13 protein-coding genes are annotated in these 16,398 nt (G+C 65.6%); 7 read left to right on the forward strand and 6 right to left on the reverse strand.

Annotation, left to right across the window (positions count from 1 at the left end):
* Positions 1-40: 40 nt before the first annotated feature.
* Entirely contained in the window at positions 41-844 is an 804-nt protein-coding gene (locus M9921_13785; protein MCO5297915.1) for a type II secretion system GspH family protein, read from the forward strand.
* Here the strand turns inward: M9921_13785 and M9921_13790 are convergent.
* Positions 841-1,185 (reverse strand): hypothetical protein, encoded by a 345-nt coding sequence (locus M9921_13790; GenBank protein ID MCO5297916.1) that lies wholly within the window; start codon positions 1,183-1,185, stop codon positions 841-843. The genes M9921_13785 and M9921_13790 overlap by 4 nt on opposite strands.
* Positions 1,186-1,272: 87 nt before the next feature.
* Between M9921_13790 and M9921_13795 the strand changes: the two genes are divergently transcribed.
* Positions 1,273-2,148, forward strand: coding sequence for a DUF4349 domain-containing protein (locus M9921_13795; GenBank protein MCO5297917.1), 876 nt, complete (start codon positions 1,273-1,275; stop codon positions 2,146-2,148).
* An 8-nt stretch (positions 2,149-2,156) separates the two neighbouring features.
* On the opposite strand, the gene M9921_13800 is transcribed toward M9921_13795, so the two are convergent.
* Together M9921_13800 and M9921_13805 are read right to left on the reverse strand one after the other, a co-directional pair.
* Positions 2,157-4,928 carry a hypothetical protein gene (locus tag M9921_13800; GenBank protein ID MCO5297918.1) on the reverse strand — a complete coding sequence of 924 codons (2,772 nt, stop codon included), beginning with the start codon at positions 4,926-4,928 and terminating at the stop codon, positions 2,157-2,159.
* Positions 4,929-5,062: 134 nt separating this feature from the next.
* Complete coding sequence (locus M9921_13805; protein MCO5297919.1) at positions 5,063-5,656, reverse strand: DUF192 domain-containing protein; 594 nt, start codon at positions 5,654-5,656, stop codon at positions 5,063-5,065.
* Positions 5,657-5,709: 53 nt separating this feature from the next.
* Here M9921_13805 and M9921_13810 point away from each other — a divergent pair, with 53 nt between their 5' ends.
* Entirely contained in the window at positions 5,710-7,086 is a 1,377-nt protein-coding gene (locus tag M9921_13810; protein MCO5297920.1) for a tryptophanase, read from the forward strand.
* 303 nt (positions 7,087-7,389) lie between these two features.
* Here the strand turns inward: M9921_13810 and M9921_13815 are convergent, their stop codons facing one another.
* Positions 7,390-7,821: a hypothetical protein gene (locus M9921_13815; GenBank protein MCO5297921.1), complete on the reverse strand. Its 432-nt coding sequence runs from the start codon at positions 7,819-7,821 to the stop codon at positions 7,390-7,392.
* Between the two features lie 175 nt (positions 7,822-7,996).
* Between M9921_13815 and trpE the strand changes: the two genes are divergently transcribed.
* Positions 7,997-9,463 (forward strand): anthranilate synthase component I, encoded by a 1,467-nt coding sequence (gene trpE / locus M9921_13820; protein MCO5297922.1) that lies wholly within the window; start codon positions 7,997-7,999, stop codon positions 9,461-9,463.
* Positions 9,464-9,467: 4 nt separating this feature from the next.
* On the opposite strand, the gene M9921_13825 is transcribed toward trpE, so the two are convergent.
* The gene (locus M9921_13825) at positions 9,468-10,211 is read right to left on the reverse strand and encodes a hypothetical protein (GenBank protein MCO5297923.1); all 744 of its coding nucleotides are present in this window, start codon (positions 10,209-10,211) and stop codon (positions 9,468-9,470) included.
* A gap of 70 nt (positions 10,212-10,281) precedes the next feature.
* On the opposite strand from M9921_13825, the gene M9921_13830 reads away from it, so the two are divergent.
* From M9921_13830 to M9921_13840, 3 genes are all read left to right on the forward strand, one after another.
* Positions 10,282-12,471 (forward strand): hypothetical protein, encoded by a 2,190-nt coding sequence (locus tag M9921_13830; GenBank protein MCO5297924.1) that lies wholly within the window; start codon positions 10,282-10,284, stop codon positions 12,469-12,471.
* Between the two features lie 246 nt (positions 12,472-12,717).
* Entirely contained in the window at positions 12,718-14,040 is a 1,323-nt protein-coding gene (locus M9921_13835) for a M20/M25/M40 family metallo-hydrolase (GenBank protein ID MCO5297925.1), read from the forward strand.
* 464 nt (positions 14,041-14,504) lie between these two features.
* Positions 14,505-15,086: a YgdI/YgdR family lipoprotein gene (locus tag M9921_13840; GenBank protein MCO5297926.1), complete on the forward strand. Its 582-nt coding sequence runs from the start codon at positions 14,505-14,507 to the stop codon at positions 15,084-15,086.
* Here M9921_13840 and M9921_13845 read toward each other — a convergent pair whose 3' ends face one another.
* Entirely contained in the window at positions 15,087-16,397 is a 1,311-nt protein-coding gene (locus M9921_13845) for a hypothetical protein (protein ID MCO5297927.1), read from the reverse strand. It lies immediately after the preceding gene.
* Position 16,398 lies beyond the last annotated feature (1 nt).

Genomic DNA, 16,398 nt, shown 5'->3' on the forward strand with positions numbered 1-16,398 from the left:
AACCACAAACCACAAACCACAAACCTACGTATAGTGAATCATGGGTGTTCGGCGCGCGTTCACGCTGATCGAACTGCTCGTGGTCGTCACGATCATCGCGATTCTCGCCGCGATCCTCTTCCCCGTCTTCGCGGCGGCGAAGGAGAGCGCCAAAGGCACGGTGTGCCTGAGCAACATGCGCCAGATGGGAATGGCCATGCAGCTCTACCTCGGCGACTACGACGACGTGTGGTTCCCCTCGCTCAGCCCGAGCGACCTCGGCCCGCAATTCGCGCCCGTCCAACCGTGGTTTGGCTACGACAACCACAACCACGCCCTCTCGGGCGGCTTCGACGGGCGGATCTACGAGCCGGCGACCGGCCCCGCGCGGCCAGGGGCGCTTGATCCTTACATCAAAGGCCCAGGCATCATCCGCTGCCCCAGCATGCCGGGCGCGTGGCAGAGCGCTTACGCATCCAACTACTTCAATCCCGGCTTCAACTCGCCCTACTACATCACGAATCCGCTCGCGGCGGGCAGGGAGTTTGGGCCGAGCAGCAAGACCTTCTCGATCTGGAACGGACGGGTCGTGACCACGGGAGCGCCCGCCTCGGAAGTGGAGGAGCCAGCCTTCACGCTCGTGGTCTGGGAGCATCTGGCCCAGGTGCCCGTGTGCAACTTCCTCCAGCAGGCCGACTGGTACGACTCGCCGCCCGACGACCCTTACCTCCGCAATCACTTCCACTTCCTGCATCGGGACGCCGCGAACGCGCTGTGGGCGGACGGCCACGCCAAACGCATGACCTACTTCGGGCTGAAACGGCCGATGTTCAGCAGCCTCAAGAGCATCTACCCCGGGTATTAGCGGCGCCAGAGTCCGCGAAGAAAGCCGAAGAACGAGAGGTTCGGTTCGAGCCCGAGCTCTTTGGCTCTAGCCTCGATGGCCTCCTTGGAGTCCTTGAGGTCGGTGTGGGTCATCTGGCGGTGCAGCTTGATCGCCTCGATGAACTTCCCCTGGTGGAGGAGGGCGTCGACCTGACCGTGCAGTTCGGGCGAAGGCAACACGCCCTCCATCTCGTGCTGGATCTGCTCCACGGCGTCCTTCGCCTCGCGGAGCGATGAACCGAACCGCTCCCGGTGCCAGGCCACGGCCCGGACCTTCTTGCCCTGGCGCACCAGATCGAGGAGTTCGCGGTCTTCGGTCATCCCATCACTCTTACGGCCCGGCATTGTGCGAGGTTGCCGAGACCGGCTGAACGACCCGGGAACCTCGAGACACCTACGATCACCATGATGAAGTTCAGCACAGGCACCACGGTCGCGCTCTTGGCGACGCTCGCCCTTGCAGGATGCGGTTCGGCCGGCTACAGCGACCAGACCGCCGCGTCCAGCCCCGCCGCCAGCGTGGAATCGCGGGCCAGAGAGTCTACGGGCGACTCCGCCAAGGCCGAGGCGGGATTCGTCCCGGCTTCCAACCAAACCGTAGACGCGCCCAAGCGTGCGGTCATCCGCCAGGGCTCGCTGGCCGTCCGAGTCGGCGATCTCGAGAAGTCCGAGCGCGCCGCGGGCACCATCATCGCCGGTCTCGGCGGCTATGTGGACTCCGCGTCCAGCTCCGATTTGGCCGGTCAGAAACCGATTCTCACCCTGTCGGCGCGCATTCCCGAGTCTGCGTTCGATCAGGCTCTGCGCGAGTTCGAGGCCCTGGGCACCCGCCTGAGCAAGCACGTCTCGTCGCAGGACGTCACCGGCGATCTCGCCGACTACGCGGCGCGCCTCACCACGATGCGCGCCAATGAGGAGTCACTGCGCAACATGCTCCGCAAGGCCAGCGATTCCACGACGATCATGGAAGCCCAACGCCGACTCGCGGAAGCGCGGGGCGAGATCGAGGGTCTCCAAGCCCGTCTTGCATCCCTGAAGGGGCAGGCCGCCCTCTCGACGATCGAGCTGCGCCTCGAGCAGAGCGCGGAAACCGCCGGCACGAAGGACCCGCGATGGGGCGCCGAAGCCTGGGCGGCGGCCAGCGCTTCGGCCATGGACACGTTCCGGATCGTGCTGGGAGCGTTTCTCTGGTTCGTCGCGTACTCCCCGCTTTGGATCGTCGGCTACCTCGTCGTTCGGTTCCTTCGCGGTCGCAAGCGGCCAACGTCCAACGCGGCGGTGTGAAGAGGGGTCTAGGGGACGAGCGTGAACAACACCTCGTCCACGAAGACCCTCCAGGGCGCGGTCGTCTCGGAGGCGACCTCGTTCCAGCCCAGCCGCGCCTTAACGCGCCGCGTTCCAGGCTGGATGAACCGCGCGATCGGCGCGGGTGCCGTCGCCAAGACTTGGGAGTCCGACGTGGAGGCGACCGACCCCGTCAACCGGACCCACGCTGCCGCCGAGTAGTCGTACAGGTCCACGTAGCGGAAGATGCCCGAGGCGTTCACTCGGGACTCCACGCGGACCGTCAAGGCCGTGCCGCCCGTTACCGGGGCGACGCCCTCCGCGTTGAGCTGCACCATGTAGCCCACCTCTTCCGCCGCCAGGTTGCGGCGGCCGACCACGCAGCGATCGTCGCTGAGAAAGAGCTGCTGAAGGCGCCCCGACTCGTGGATACCCGGGACCACCGAGAAGCTCCTCGGCGAAAACGGCTCGACGTCCGCCACGGTGGCAAGCCAGACGCCGCGGCCGTGCGTTACCGCCATCAACGTCGCGTCGTCCTTCCAGATCAGCTCGTCGATCGGCACGGTTCCAGGGCCGTCGCTGAGGTTCGTCCAGGTGGCGCCGTCGTCGCTCGAAGTGAAGATCCCCAGGTCCGTTCCCGCGTACCAGAAGTTCGGTTTGGTGCGGTGCTGGGCGAGGGCGCTGACCGGCAGGCTCGGCAAGGCGAAGGCCCCCGATCCGGCGACGGGAGCCCACGATGCCCCGCCGTCGGTCGTCCGCCAAATGTTGTCGGCCTCCCATCCCATGAAGCTCACGGTCACGCGGTTCACGTCGCTGCGATCGATCACGATGCGGGAGATCCAGCGCTGGGGCAGGCCCACGCCGTTACGGTCCACACGCACCCAGGTCGGGGTCGTGGCCGTGCCGTTGGACGTCTTGTAAAGGTGCCCGTCGTTGTGCCCGGCCCAGATCACGTTCTCGTCGCCCTCCGCCACGGAGGCGGTGGAGAGGTTCCACGGGTTGTTGTCTGCGAAGTGGGCGCGGTCGATTTTTCCACCTTCGGCGACGTTGCTCGGACGGATGGAAGGTTTGATGCTCGTCCACGTGTTGGAGGTGCGGACGGCGTTGTTGCGCCACAGCTCTTCGCCGCACGCCAGCATTCGGTTGCCGTTGTTCGGGTCGATGAGGAAGAACGGGATGAAGTTGTAGTTGTTCGCCGAACCGGCACCCGGTGGGGCCACGTTGCCGCTGAACGATCCGCCTCCGTTGTTGCTGCGCCGTAGGTTCATGTACTGGCTTCCGCCGTAGAGGTAGTTCGCATTGAAGGGATCGGCCGCGCAGAACCCGCCGTCGCCCCCGATCACATTCGAGTTCCAATTCATCGGATCGCCCGTGTAGCGGTTGGTGCCGTTGTCCTGCGCCCCCGCGAGCACCACGCCGTTCGCATTCACGGCCGCGCCGTAGAACTGAGTCACTCCAAGATTGTTGTTGAGGTTCACCACCGGGTTGGAGTAGGCGTTGTCGGCCCGGTAGATCCCTCCGTCGCAACCGAAGAACAGCTTGCGCTTGGACGTCCCGTCGAACCCGTTCTCCGGAACGATCGCGTGCATGTCGGCATGAACGCCCGAAAACGCCTGGGAGAGCGAAGTGCCGGCGTTCGTGCTCCGATAGAGGTACACCCCGCCCACGACCAGGGTGTTCGCGTTGGTCGGATCCACCCACAGCGTGTTGTTGTAGTGGTTGTACGTCCCGATCCCACCACCGGACGTGCGCAACGCGTACGAGTGGCCGCCGTCGGTGGAGCGGTAAATCTTGATGGAATTCGCCTCGCTCAACGAGCAGAACACCGTCCCCGGAGCGCTTTTGGCGAAGGCGAACTCTTGCCGGTCGCCATCGATCCCGGTGGCGGCCGTCCAGGTCAGCCCGTTGTCTTCGGACACGTAGCCGCTCGAATGCTCGACGCCGGTGACCAGGTGGTTGGCGTCGTTCGGGTCCCGTTTGAGGTCGAGGCACCACCCGGCGAGCCGCCGAGTCCAGCTCGCGCCGCCATTGGTCGAACGCCAGATGCCCGTGGAGGTCGCGACCAGGATGCTGGTCGGGTCGTTCGGGTCGATCGCCATCCGATTGACGAACCAGAAGTCCGGCGTGGCCGTGCTGGGAATGCGATCCCACGTATGGCCCCCGTCGGTGGATTTGAAGATCCCCGAACCCCGCATCGTGGCCGTGTTGGACGACCCTTCGACCGCGTCGAAAAACCCCTCGCCAGTTCCCGCGTAGAGCACATCGGGATCGACGGGGTCCAAAGCCATGCACCCGATCGCCAACGTCGCCATGAAGTCGTCCATCGGCGTCCAGTTCGCCCCGCCGTCGGTCGTCTTCCAGACGCCTCCCGCCGCCGTGCCCAGCCACATCGTGTTCGGGTCGTCGGGATGGATCAGGATCGCGCGCAACCGGCCGCCGATCTGGCCCGGACCAATCCACGACCAGCTTCCGGAGTAGATCCCAGCCAATGGCCGGTTCTTGGCATGACGCATGGTGTCCAGCTGCTCCATCGCGCGCTCGATCGCCCGCTCGGGCACGATGCCGCCTTGGCTCAGGCGTTGCTGGTAGCGAAACCGGGCGGCCTCGACCGCGCCGCTGAACGCACTCTCGTCGTCGTTGCGCGCCAAGGATTTGGCGTCGATTCTAGGGAATTCGGGGTCGGGCCGCCGTGTCTCCGAAGGCACGGAAACGCATCCCGAAACGAAGACGGTCAGTGCGATCGCGCCCGCAAGGCTTGAGGCCCACCTGGTCCAGACCATTCCACACTCCCACGGCGAGGGCCGATGCGTCCCGCCGCGCCTCACTGTAACACGAATTTGGGAGGGCGCGGATGAGGCGCGCGATGTTTCACGCGGAGGACGCAATGGTCGCCAAGGGAAAGCTCACGCGTTTGTTAGGAATCGGCGACGACTTCTTTTGGGAACTTAACCGCGGTGCCGGGCTTGATGCCGAGCTTCTTCGCCGTCCCTGCCTTCAATTCGACGACGAACTGCCCGGCCGCGTCTGCGGGCAGGGATGTTTCGTCGTAGGGTTTGCCGTGGGCGATGTTGATCACCTTACGGTCGGAGGACACGTACAGAATGTCGAGCGGCAAGGGCGTGTTGTGCATCCAGAACTGGAACTTCTCCTTCGGCACCGGCTCGGGGAACACGAAGAGCATCGCCTCATCGTCCCGCACGTCTTTGGTTTCGAGGTGCATCATCCCCTCCTCGCGCTTGCCCGGCGTGTCCATCACCCACGCCTTGAACTTGTGCGAGCCCAAGAACAGGTCCACCACCTTCAGCTCCGACAGTTGGTAGACGCGGAGCATGTTGTAACGCGGGTCCTTGGCCGCCTGTTGCGGGTCGGTGTCCGCGGGGGCGGGATCGGCGACGGTCGTCGTGGGCTGCTCCACCGGTGGTTTCGGCTCGTGCACGACGGGCTTCTCGATCGTCGGCGAGCAAGACGCCACGATGGCGGCGAGGGCGAGCATCGTCACGGTGCGCATCGGTTGCATTGTACAGCGACAGCCGACACGCCCCATCCCCCCATAATCGGGCCATGCGCGAGATCATCGAGCCGTTCCGCATCAAATCCGTCGAGCCCATCCGGTTCACCGATGTCGAGGAGAGGGAGGCGATCCTCCGCAAAGCGGCGTGGAACGTCTTCCGCATCGACGCCGACGACGTGCTGATCGACCTTCTCACAGACTCTGGCACGAGCGCGATGTCGGCCGCCCAGTGGGGCGCCATCATGATCGGCGACGAGAGCTACGCCGGTTCGCGGAGCTTCCACCGTTTCGAAGGAGCCGTCCGCAAGATCTTCGGGTTCAAACACGTGATCCCCACGCACCAGGGACGCGCGTCTGAGAAGATCTTGATGAGCCTCGTCGGCGGCGCCGGGAAGACGATTCCGAACAACAACCATTTCGACACCACCCGGGCCAATATCGAGTTCACGGGCGCCCGTGCCGCAGACCTGGTGATCGACGAGGGGCGCGACTTCGACTCGGAGCATCCGTTCAAGGGGAATCTCGACATCGCCAAGCTCGCGGCGCTGCTCGAGGAGGTGGGGCCCGCGAACGTGCCGATCGGGATGATCACCGTCACCAACAACACGGGGGGCGGCCAACCCGTGTCGATGGAGAACATCCGGGACGTCTCGCGTCTGCTGCGGTCGAACGGAATCCCCTTCATCGTCGACGCGTGCCGCTTCGCCGAAAACGCCTTTTTCATCAAGCAGCGGGAACCGGGATATGCCGACAAGACGCCGCTGGCGATCGCCCAGGAGATGTTCTCCCATGCCGATGGGGCCACGATGAGCCTGAAGAAGGACGGATTTGGGAACATCGGGGGATTCCTCGCGTTGAACGACGACACCCTCGCCGAAGGAGCCCGCAACCTGCTCATCCTCACCGAAGGCTTCCCCACCTACGGCGGTCTCGCCGGTCGGGACCTCGAGGCGCTTGCCGTCGGGTTGGAGGAGGTTCTCGACGAGCGCTACCTTCAGTACCGCCTGGCCACCGTGCGATTTCTGGCCAAGAGGCTCACGGACGCGGGCGTCGCGATCGTGCGGCCCCCGGGCGGCCACGCGGTGTACATCGACGCCAAGCGCTTCTATCCCCACATCCCCCCGTCCCAGTTCCCAGGCCAGGTGCTCGTTTGCGAGCTGTACCGGCGCGGCGGTGTCCGCGCTGTCGAGATCGGATCCCTGATGTTCGGGCGTTGCGAAGACGGCGTGGAGACTGCCGCTGACCGCGAGCTCGTGCGTCTGGCGTTGCCGCGAAGGGCCTATACGCAGGCCCACGTGGGCTACGTGGGCGAGGTGCTCTGCGAGATGTACGCCGAACGAGAGTCGGCTAAGGGTCTGCGGATCGTCAAACAAGCACCGTATCTGAGGCACTTCACCGCCGAACTGGCACCCCTGGGAACCGACTGATCCCCCTGGGAGTGCGCGCTCGCGCGTCGCCCTTCCCCGAGCGGCTTGCCGCCCCCCCTGGGAGTGCGCGCGCTCGCGCGCCGCCCTTCCCCGAGCGGCTTGCCGCACCCCTGGGAGTGCGCGCACTTGCGCGCCGCCCTTCCCCGAGCGGCTTGCCGCACCCCTGGGAGTGCGCGCGCTTGCGCGCCGCCTTTCCCCGAGCGGCTTGCCGCGAGACGAAAGCCGGTTCGCCGGACAAGTCCGGCGCAAAGGGCGACGCGCGAGCGCGCGCACTCCCAGGGGGGCGACGGCTGTTCGCGCCGGCTACGAGGAGGGCGAGCCGTTTGGCGCTTTGTCCTCGGGCGGCGATACCGCCGGATTCGCGACCAGTTCGCGCCCGATGAAGAACAGGAGGATGAAGAAGTTCAAGGCCAGCACGGTCGTGCCGATGAGGACCGGCATGCCCATCGCCGATTCACGCGATTGGTCGAACCAGCGGTGCCACTGGTTGAACAGCCATCCCGCGGCTCCGACCGCCATGTAGATCAGGAGGGCGACGTAGAACCAGCCGCCAAGCAGCTCGCGCCCGCGTCGCAGGTTCCAAAGGACCACCGGGAACGCGACGATGTAGGAGACCTCGACATAGCCTGGAGAAGGCTTGCCGAGCAGCAGCAAGGTGACCTTCGCAAGGATCATCACCCAACTCGCAAGCAGGATCAAGCGCATAGCGCTGTCGCCGCTATCGTTACGCCGCACCGACTTGCTCATTCTTCTCTCAACCCGGACATCCTTTCCTATTATCTACGAAAGTTCGTTCCAATGTGTGGTTTCTTTTTTGACCAGCGCCTCCTCCGATCGTTCATACGTTCCAGGGGACGGGAACGGCGCAACCGGTCGAAACCATCCCGCGACCCGGCCATAATCGGACCCGATGCAGAGTCCGTCCAAGGATGAGTTCTTTCGCCGCGCGGCCCTGGGAAAACCCGTGCGGATCGCACGCGACGTTCTCGCGGACCTGGAGACGCCCCTCAGCGCCTACTGGAAGCTCGCTTCGGACGAGACGTTCAGCTTCCTGCTCGAGAGCGTGACCGGCGGCGAGCAACTTGCCCGCTACAGCATTCTCGGCGTGCGGCCCCGTCTGGTTCTCCGCACGAAAGACCGAACGGTTCGGCGCATCACCTCCCGGGGTGAAACGCGCGAAACCCTCTCCGAGGGACAAGATCCCTTGCACGTGCTTGCCGAAGCGATGGGCCCCGAACCTCTCGAAGATTCCGCGATCCCGAAGTTCGGCGGAGGGGCCGTGGGAATGCTCGGCTTCGACCTGGTGCGGTTCTTCGAGCAACTCCCGGACGCCCCGGAAGACGACCTTCCCATCGACGAGATGGCGATGATGCTCTGCGACACCGTCGTCGTGTTCGACCACGCGAAAAACCTCATTCGGATCATCGTGACGGCGAGCCCTTCTTCCGACGGCTACGAAGCCGCCTGCGCCGAGATCGAGCGCGTTCTCGCGCGGCTCAAACGCCCCCTGCCAGACCTTCCGAACTCCAAACGAACGATCGAACCCGTCGAAAGCAACATGTCGCGGGAGTCCTACGAGGCCTCGGTACGACGCGCGATCGAGTACATCGGCGCAGGAGACTGCTTCCAAGTCGTGCTCTCCCAGCGGTTCGCCACTCGGGTGCAGGCGCACCCGCTCTCGGTCTACCGAGCCCTTCGCTCGCTCAACCCCTCGCCCTACATGTTCCTCCTGCGGTTCGGCGATTTCGACGTGGTGGGCGCCTCACCTGAGATTCTGGTAAGTCTCACGGGCCGAACGGCCCGGGTGCGCCCTATCGCCGGGACGCGGCCCCGCGGTTCGGACCCCCACGAGGACGAAGCCCTCGGGCGAGAGCTGCTGGCCGACGAGAAGGAGCGTTCCGAGCACATCATGCTCGTGGATTTGGGACGCAACGACCTTGGGAGAGTCGCCCAGATCGGGTCCGTGCAGGTGAACGACCTGATGGCCGTCGAGCGCTACAGCCACGTCATGCACATCGTGAGCGACGTGACGGCGACGCTCGCAGACGGAAAGGACGCCTTCGACCTGCTGCGCGCGGCGTACCCCGCAGGCACCGTGAGCGGCGCCCCCAAGGTTCGGGCGATGCAGATCATCGACGAGCTGGAGCCGACCAGGCGGGGCGTCTACGCCGGCGCGGTCGGCTACGTCGCTGCGAGCGGCGATATGGACATGTGCATCGCGATCCGAACCATCTGCATCAAAGACGGGGTGGCCTACGTGCAGGCCGGGGCCGGGATCGTGTTCGACTCCGTGCCCGAACGCGAGCACGGCGAGTGCCGCAACAAGGCCGCCGCGTGCCTTCGCGCGATCGAGATGGCCCAAACAGGATTGGAGTAGGCGCTCAGCTTTGCGTTTCGAGCGGCGGCTCGTCCAAGGGGGCGGTCTGGGCCGTCTCGTGCAGCCTCCCGCGCATGGGCGACACCGCGCTCATCTTCTCTGCGGTGCGGTTCGTGAGTTCGAGGATCCGGTGGTTCGTGTGCCGGACGAGGGCCCGAAAACCAACGATCGCTCCCGTCCAAACAACGCCAAGGGTCAAGATCACCGCCAAGGCCTTGGTGGCCGGGGTCGCATCCATCTTCGTGAGCATGAAGCCAAGGGTGGGGATCGTCGCGAAGAGGGCGGGCAGGAACGTGGGAACCCCAGCTACAAACGCGTTCGACTTCACACGCAGCAACGTCTTGCCGTTGCGGGGCGAGACGTTCACGTTGCATTGACCCATTCCCGCCATCGATGTGTAGTTGATCGCGCGGCCTAGGGTCACGGTATTGGCGTGCAGCCCGGTCATGGGAACGAACTCTTCGATCACCACGGCCAGCGCCTCTTCCGGCAGTTCGCCCTCAATCTCCCGCTCGAGGACGCGTTCGATCGAACGGATCGTGCCGGTGTCGCTCACCGTGCTCCCCCCCACTTCGCGCATCGCGAACTGGAGTGCCTCAGCGTCGATCCCCAACTCGCCGGCAACCCGTCGCAGCTCGGTCTCGGAGATCCCGGCCGGCACGCGGCCCGGCGTATCCGCCCGGCTCTGCCGCTCGGCGGCCCTGCGGATGATGTCGCTGACCTGCTGCTCCGTGAAGTGGCGCTCCATAGACAAGAAGTCTACGGCCTCCGCGCCTTCGCCGTTCCGCCGCAAGGGTATCCGGGGATAGACTGGCGCCATGCTCGTCGTCGCCGCGCTCGTCCTCACGTCCGTCGCCGTCCTCCAACGACCAACCGCGCCGATCGAGACGCGTTGGGCCAAGGACGTCTCGCCCACGCTGCCCCACCCCGAATACCCAAGGCCCCAACTGGTGCGCGACCGTTGGCTCTGCCTCAACGGTCCGTGGGACTTCGCCGTCGTGGCGCGCACGGCCCCGAGGCCCGACACCTGGAACGAGAAAATCCTCGTTCCCTTTCCGGTCGAATCCGCGCTTTCCGGAGTCATGCGCCGCGTCAAGCCGGAGGAGGCCGTCTGGTACCGCCGGACCTTCGAGATCCCAACAGGATGGACCGGCCGCAAGCGGTTGCACTTCGGGGCCTCGGACTGGGAGACCACGGTGTGGATCAACGGCCACGAGCTTGGTACGCACCGCGGCGGGTACGACCCGTTCACATACGATCTCTCGCCCCATCTTCGCCCGGGCACCCAAGAGCTGGTCGTGCGTGTGTGGGACCCCTCGGACGCGGGGACCCAACCTCGCGGGAAGCAGGTGCAGAACCCAAACGGTATTTGGTACACGCCGACCACCGGCCTTTGGCAGAGTGTCTGGCTCGAACCCGTGCCCGAGCATGCCATCGACTCACTGCGTATCGACGCCACCGACCTCGCCGGTTCGGTGAAGCTACTGGTCGACGGCCGGGGCCTGTCCGGCCTTCGGCTCGAGGCATCGGCCGCCGGTGTGAAAGCGACCGGTCCCGCCGATGCCGCGTTGACGCTTGGCATCCCTTCTCCCAAGTTGTGGACCCCGGATAACCCGCACCTCTACGACGTCGCGGTCCGCCTTCTCGACGGCACGAAGGTCGTCGACGAGGTCCGGTCCTACTTCGGAATCCGCAAGGTCGGGCTTGTCAAGGATTCCACGGGCGTCACGCGCCTCGGCCTGAACGGCAAACCCTTGTTCATGGTCGGGCCGCTCGATCAGGGGTTTTGGCCCGATGGCCTCTACACGGCGCCGACGGACGAAGCGTTGCGCTACGACCTCGAGGTAACCAAGCGCCTGGGCTTCAACACGATCCGCAAACACGTCAAAGTGGAGCCCGCGCGCTGGTACCGCCACTGCGACGAACTCGGCTTGCTCGTGTGGCAGGACATGCCGAGCGGGGACAAGTACATCGGCGGCAACGACCCGGATGTGACCCGCACACCGGAATCCTCGAAGCAGTACGACGCAGAGCTGACGGCGGTGATCGACGCTCTGCGCAACCATCCGTGCATCGTGATGTGGGTTCCGTTCAACGAGGGGTGGGGACAGTTCGACACGGCTCGCGTCGTGGACCTGTGCCGGAAGCTCGACCCCTCGCGGCTCGTCGACTCCGCCAGCGGTTGGACCGACCGGGGCGTGGGGGACGTGCACGACATCCACGCCTACCCGGGGCCGGCTTCGCCCCAGCCCGAAGCGAAGCGGGCGGCCGTGCTTGGCGAGTTTGGCGGCCTCGGTCTGGCCGAGAAGGGACACATGTGGAAGGGCGACGGGTGGGGCTACCGTTCGATGGACTCGCGGGCTGCGTTGGACGACGGGATCGTGGATTTGATGGAGCGTTTGCGCGGGTTGATCGGCTACCCCGGTCTCTCGGCGGCGATCTACACGCAGACGACGGACGTCGAGTCGGAGATCAACGGTCTCATGAGCTACGACCGAGCCGTCCTCAAGGTGGACGAGAAGCGGGTGCGAAGCGCGGTGCGCGCGCTCCTCGGCCCGGTCCCGAGTGTCTCGGTGGTCGTGCCAACATCGCAAAAATCGGCGCTTGCGTGGCGCTACACGTTCGACGATCCCGGGCCCGGTTGGGCGGATGCGCACTTCTCGGATGCCGGGTGGAAGTCCGGACCGGGCGGGTTTGGCACCCAGGGAACCCCGGGAGGCTTGATCCGCACCGAGTGGAACACGCCCTCGATCTGGCTCCGCAGGACGGTCGAGTTGGAGGGGCCCTGGGGCCCCGGTGCACACCTGCTTGTGCACCACGACGAAGACGCCGAGGTCTACCTCGACGGGAGGCTGCTCGCCTCGCTGAAGGGCTACACCACGGGCTACACGCTGGTACCGGCCCACACCGGCACGCTCTTCGCACCCGGCCCCCACACCTTGGCGGTTCATTGCCGGCAGACCCAAGGTGGACAGTACATCGACGTAGGCTTGGCGACTGTGAAATAGTCCATGGGAGTGCGCGGATTCAGAGACTGTCGCAAAACCTTGGGTGCCACGTCCGCTTGGCGGGCGTGCGGGGGCTTTCAGCTACAACCTTGAACTCACGCCCGTCCAGCGGGCGTGGCACCCGCAGCCCTTCACTGCAGTTTGCGACAGTCTCTTCATCCGCGCTCTAACTTCGCCAGCCGCTGCCCACTGGAAAGCGCCGATGAATTCGGCGCTCCCCCACGGGGGCGTGCGATACTTGCTTGCATGCGGTCCCTTCTGCTGCTTCTCGCCCTCGCATCGTCCGTTCAGGCGCAGAGTCCCGCCACCGCCATGCGGGACCAGGGCCTGCGCGAACTTCGTGCTTTCGATCTCCTACGCGATCTCACCCGCCTGGGCCACCGCCTGAGCGGTTCGGCCGGTGCGGAACGCGCCGTCGAGTGGGGCGCCCAGACCATGCGCGAGCTGGGCTTTGAGAACGTCCGGCTCCAGCCGTGCCGAGTCCCGCATTGGGTTCGAGGCGAGGTGGCCACCCTCACGTTGGGGGACGACCCGCTGTCCATCTGCGCCCTCGGAGGGAGCATCGGCACCCCTCCGGAAGGCCTGGAGGCCGAGGTCGTCGAGGTCAAGTCTGTGGACGAAGCGGCGAAGCTCGGGTCCAAGGCCAAGGGCAAGATCGTGTTCTTCAACGGTCCGATGGACCCCACGCTCACGAACACGTTTGCAGCGTACGGCGGTGCGGTGGGGCAGCGCGTGAACGGGGCGGCCACGGCGGCCAAGCTCGGCGCGGTCGGGGTCCTGGTCCGCTCGATGACGCTGCGTGCCGACGATGTCCCCCACACGGGAACGATGCGCTACGAGGAGGGGGGACGCAAAATCCCCGCGGCAGCGCTTAGCCTGAATGCGGCCGACAAACTCAGCGCGACGTTGAGACGGGGTCCAGCGCGCGTTCGGCTCACCCTGGACTGCGAGAACCTCCCGCCGGTGCCCTCGTCCAACGTGATCGGCGAGATCACGGGTTCGGATCTCCCGGACGAGATCGTGCTCATGGGCGGACATCTCGACAGTTGGGATTTGGGCGTGGGAGCGCACGACGACGGCGCGGGGTGCGTGCAGTCGATCGAGGCGCTGCGTCTGATCCGCAGCGTGATCGGGCGCCCGAAGCGCACGGTGCGCGTCGTGCTGTTCATGGACGAGGAGCAGACCGGCGCCGGTGCCGACGCCTACGCGTTCTACGCGAAGATCTCGCCCGAGAAGCACGTTGCGGCGATCGAATCCGACGCAGGAGGTTTCACGCCGCGCGCGTTCGGCACATCGGAGACCGTGGAGCGAGCCAGGCGGTACGAGGCATGGCTCCCGGACCTCCGGCCCCTGGGCATCACGGAGATCAACGGCGGAGGCGGAGGCGGTGCCGACGTCGCGCCGCTCGGTCCCTTGGGCGCCGTGCTGTTCGGGCTGCGACCGGACAGCCAGCGTTACTTCGACGTGCACCACTCGCGCAACGACACCCTGGACTGGGTGAACGCGCGCGAACTGGAGATGGGAGCGATCGGCATGGCGATCCTCGCCTGGCGCCTCGCGGGGGAGTGAGGGCGCAGGGGGAATTGCACGCAAGGAACGCAATGGGGGAGGGTTTCACGCTGAGGCGCAGAGGCGGGGGGGGGATTGCACGCAATGAACGCAATGGTCGCAAAGACGGAGGGATTTCGTGGGCGAAGCCACCTCTAGTTCAAACCGAGCAACCGTCGCAACCCCCTCCGCGCCTCTGCGCCTCAGCGTGAAACCCTCCCCTTTGCGCATCTTTGCGTTCTTTGCGTGAAACCCAGAGCGTTCATTGCGTGCAATTCCCCCGCGCCTCTGCGCCTCAGCGTGAACCCCTCCCCCATTGCGACCATTTCGTTCATTGCGTGCAATCCCCCCCGCGCCCTTTGCGCCTCAGCGTGAAACCCTCCCCTTTCCGCATCTTTGCGTTCTTTGCGTGAAACCCAGAGCGTTCATTGCGTGCAACTCCCTGGCGTGCACCTCCCCACCGGAGACACGTGTATGCTCAACCCATGAAGTTTGCCCACCTGATTCTTGCGATCTCGTCACTCGCTTTGCTGACCGGCTGCGGACGCTCGGGCACGACGGTCGTCACAGGCCCCGACGGGGCCAAGGTGACGACCGACGCCCAGGGCAACGCCACGTTCACCGACGACAAGGGCAACCGAGTCGATGTGAAGGCCGGCCAAGAATCCTGGACCGCGAAGAGCTCGAACGGGTCGGAGGCCACCGTCTCCAAGGACGGCGGGATCACCGGCCAAACCGAGAAGGGCGAGAAGTTCTCCATGGACATGGCGGGCGTCACCGAGAAGGAGTTGGGCCTCCCGTTCTATCCGGGAAGCACCCCTCTCCAACACCGCGACATGAAGGTGGATGCCGACGGCAAGCACGTCGTCCTGTCCGTGCGCGCCACCAAGGACTCGCCCGCCAAGGTGATCGCCTTCTACAAGACCAAGGTGGACAAGCCGGCCGAAACGGTCACCGACCAGATCGCCAGCATGGGCGGAACGCTTCCCGACGGCGGCGAACTCACACTCTCCGCGATCGTCAACGGCACGGAAACAGAGATCTCGGTGAACGTCACCCGCAAATAGTCACCGCTTGAACGTGGGCGCATACGGGATATCGTCGGCGGACGAGCCGCGCCGTCGTCCGCCGTCGTCGTTCTGATTGACACCCAAGCTGTAGAGCACCACGTGGCCCCGCTCGATCTGGTACACGAACGGCTTCCCGCTGAAAGGGTCGATGCTGTCCGGTCCGGGGGCCAGCGTCTCGGGGAATCGACCCGATTGCGCCCGCCGGTTCCAGAGCTCGAGCGCGCAGCGAGACATCCGCCGCTTCGCCTCCAAAGCCACACCCGCGGCGCCGGCCTGCGCGAACACGGGGAGGAAGATCGAGACGATGCGACCCGATACCGAACGGTCCGTCAGGGCCGCGTTGTCTAGAAGACGCCCGGCTTCGAGTTGGGATTGGGTCTTGTCCGTCGCGTTGTGGACGTGCTCGATCGCCGCTCGGTAGTGCTTCAGGAGCTTCACCGCGACGCCGTCCCGGAGCATCGGTACCTGAAGGTAGGCCGTGACGAACCTCTCGCTGAGCGAAGCGTCTTCCGAGGCGCCCAGATCGCGTAGCGACATCTCGCCGGACCCAACCTGGTCGAGAAACTGGGTGGCAGCGATCACTTCCCCACCCAATCCCCGGTCGAGGCGCGGCAAGGGTTGCTTTCGGGCGACGAACTGAACCGCCGCCTTCCGAAACGGCGCCTGAAGCCCATGAACCTCCAATTGGCGTTGGAACTCGGCGTCGACGATCGACTCGCAAGCGATCGAAACCAGCATGCCGATCAAGATCGGCTCGTCGGCGTGCCGGGCCACGGCCCTTCCCACGTCCAGCCACTCCATGGACTCGGAGTAGCGCCCCGCCTCGGCTTCGATCTCCGCCCGCTTCGCGATGAGTTTGGCCAAGGTTTTGAAATCGGCGAACTCGGGGAGGCGCATCCGAAAGCCCTCTTCCCAATCGCGGTCGAAATCGCAAGAGGGCTTTTGGGCCGCCGCCTTCACGACATCGAGGGTCTCTCTGTTGTCGGCAACCCACTTCCGCACGCGGGCCTCGTCGGCCGCGCTCCAAGCACCCACCGTCGCAGGGCCCGGCACCTGCGCCCCGTGCTTCGCCAGAAGGGCGAAGGCCTTTTGGTATTGGGGCGCCGCATTGTCGTCGGCGTCGACCGCGACGAGCTTGCGCATCTCTTGGGCGTTCGTCGGCGTCCCCAGCGCCCGAAGGGCCGCCAGCTCCCGGTCCCGATCCTCGCGCGCCACCTTGCCCTGCCAAGTGACCCACGCCGCCAGCAGCGCGATCAACAGCAACGGCGCGCCCCACAGCCAACGCTTGAACCGGCCCTTCTTCATCACG

This window comes from Fimbriimonadaceae bacterium (assembly GCA_023957775.1).
Classification (GTDB): domain Bacteria; phylum Armatimonadota; class Fimbriimonadia; order Fimbriimonadales; family Fimbriimonadaceae; genus JAMLGR01.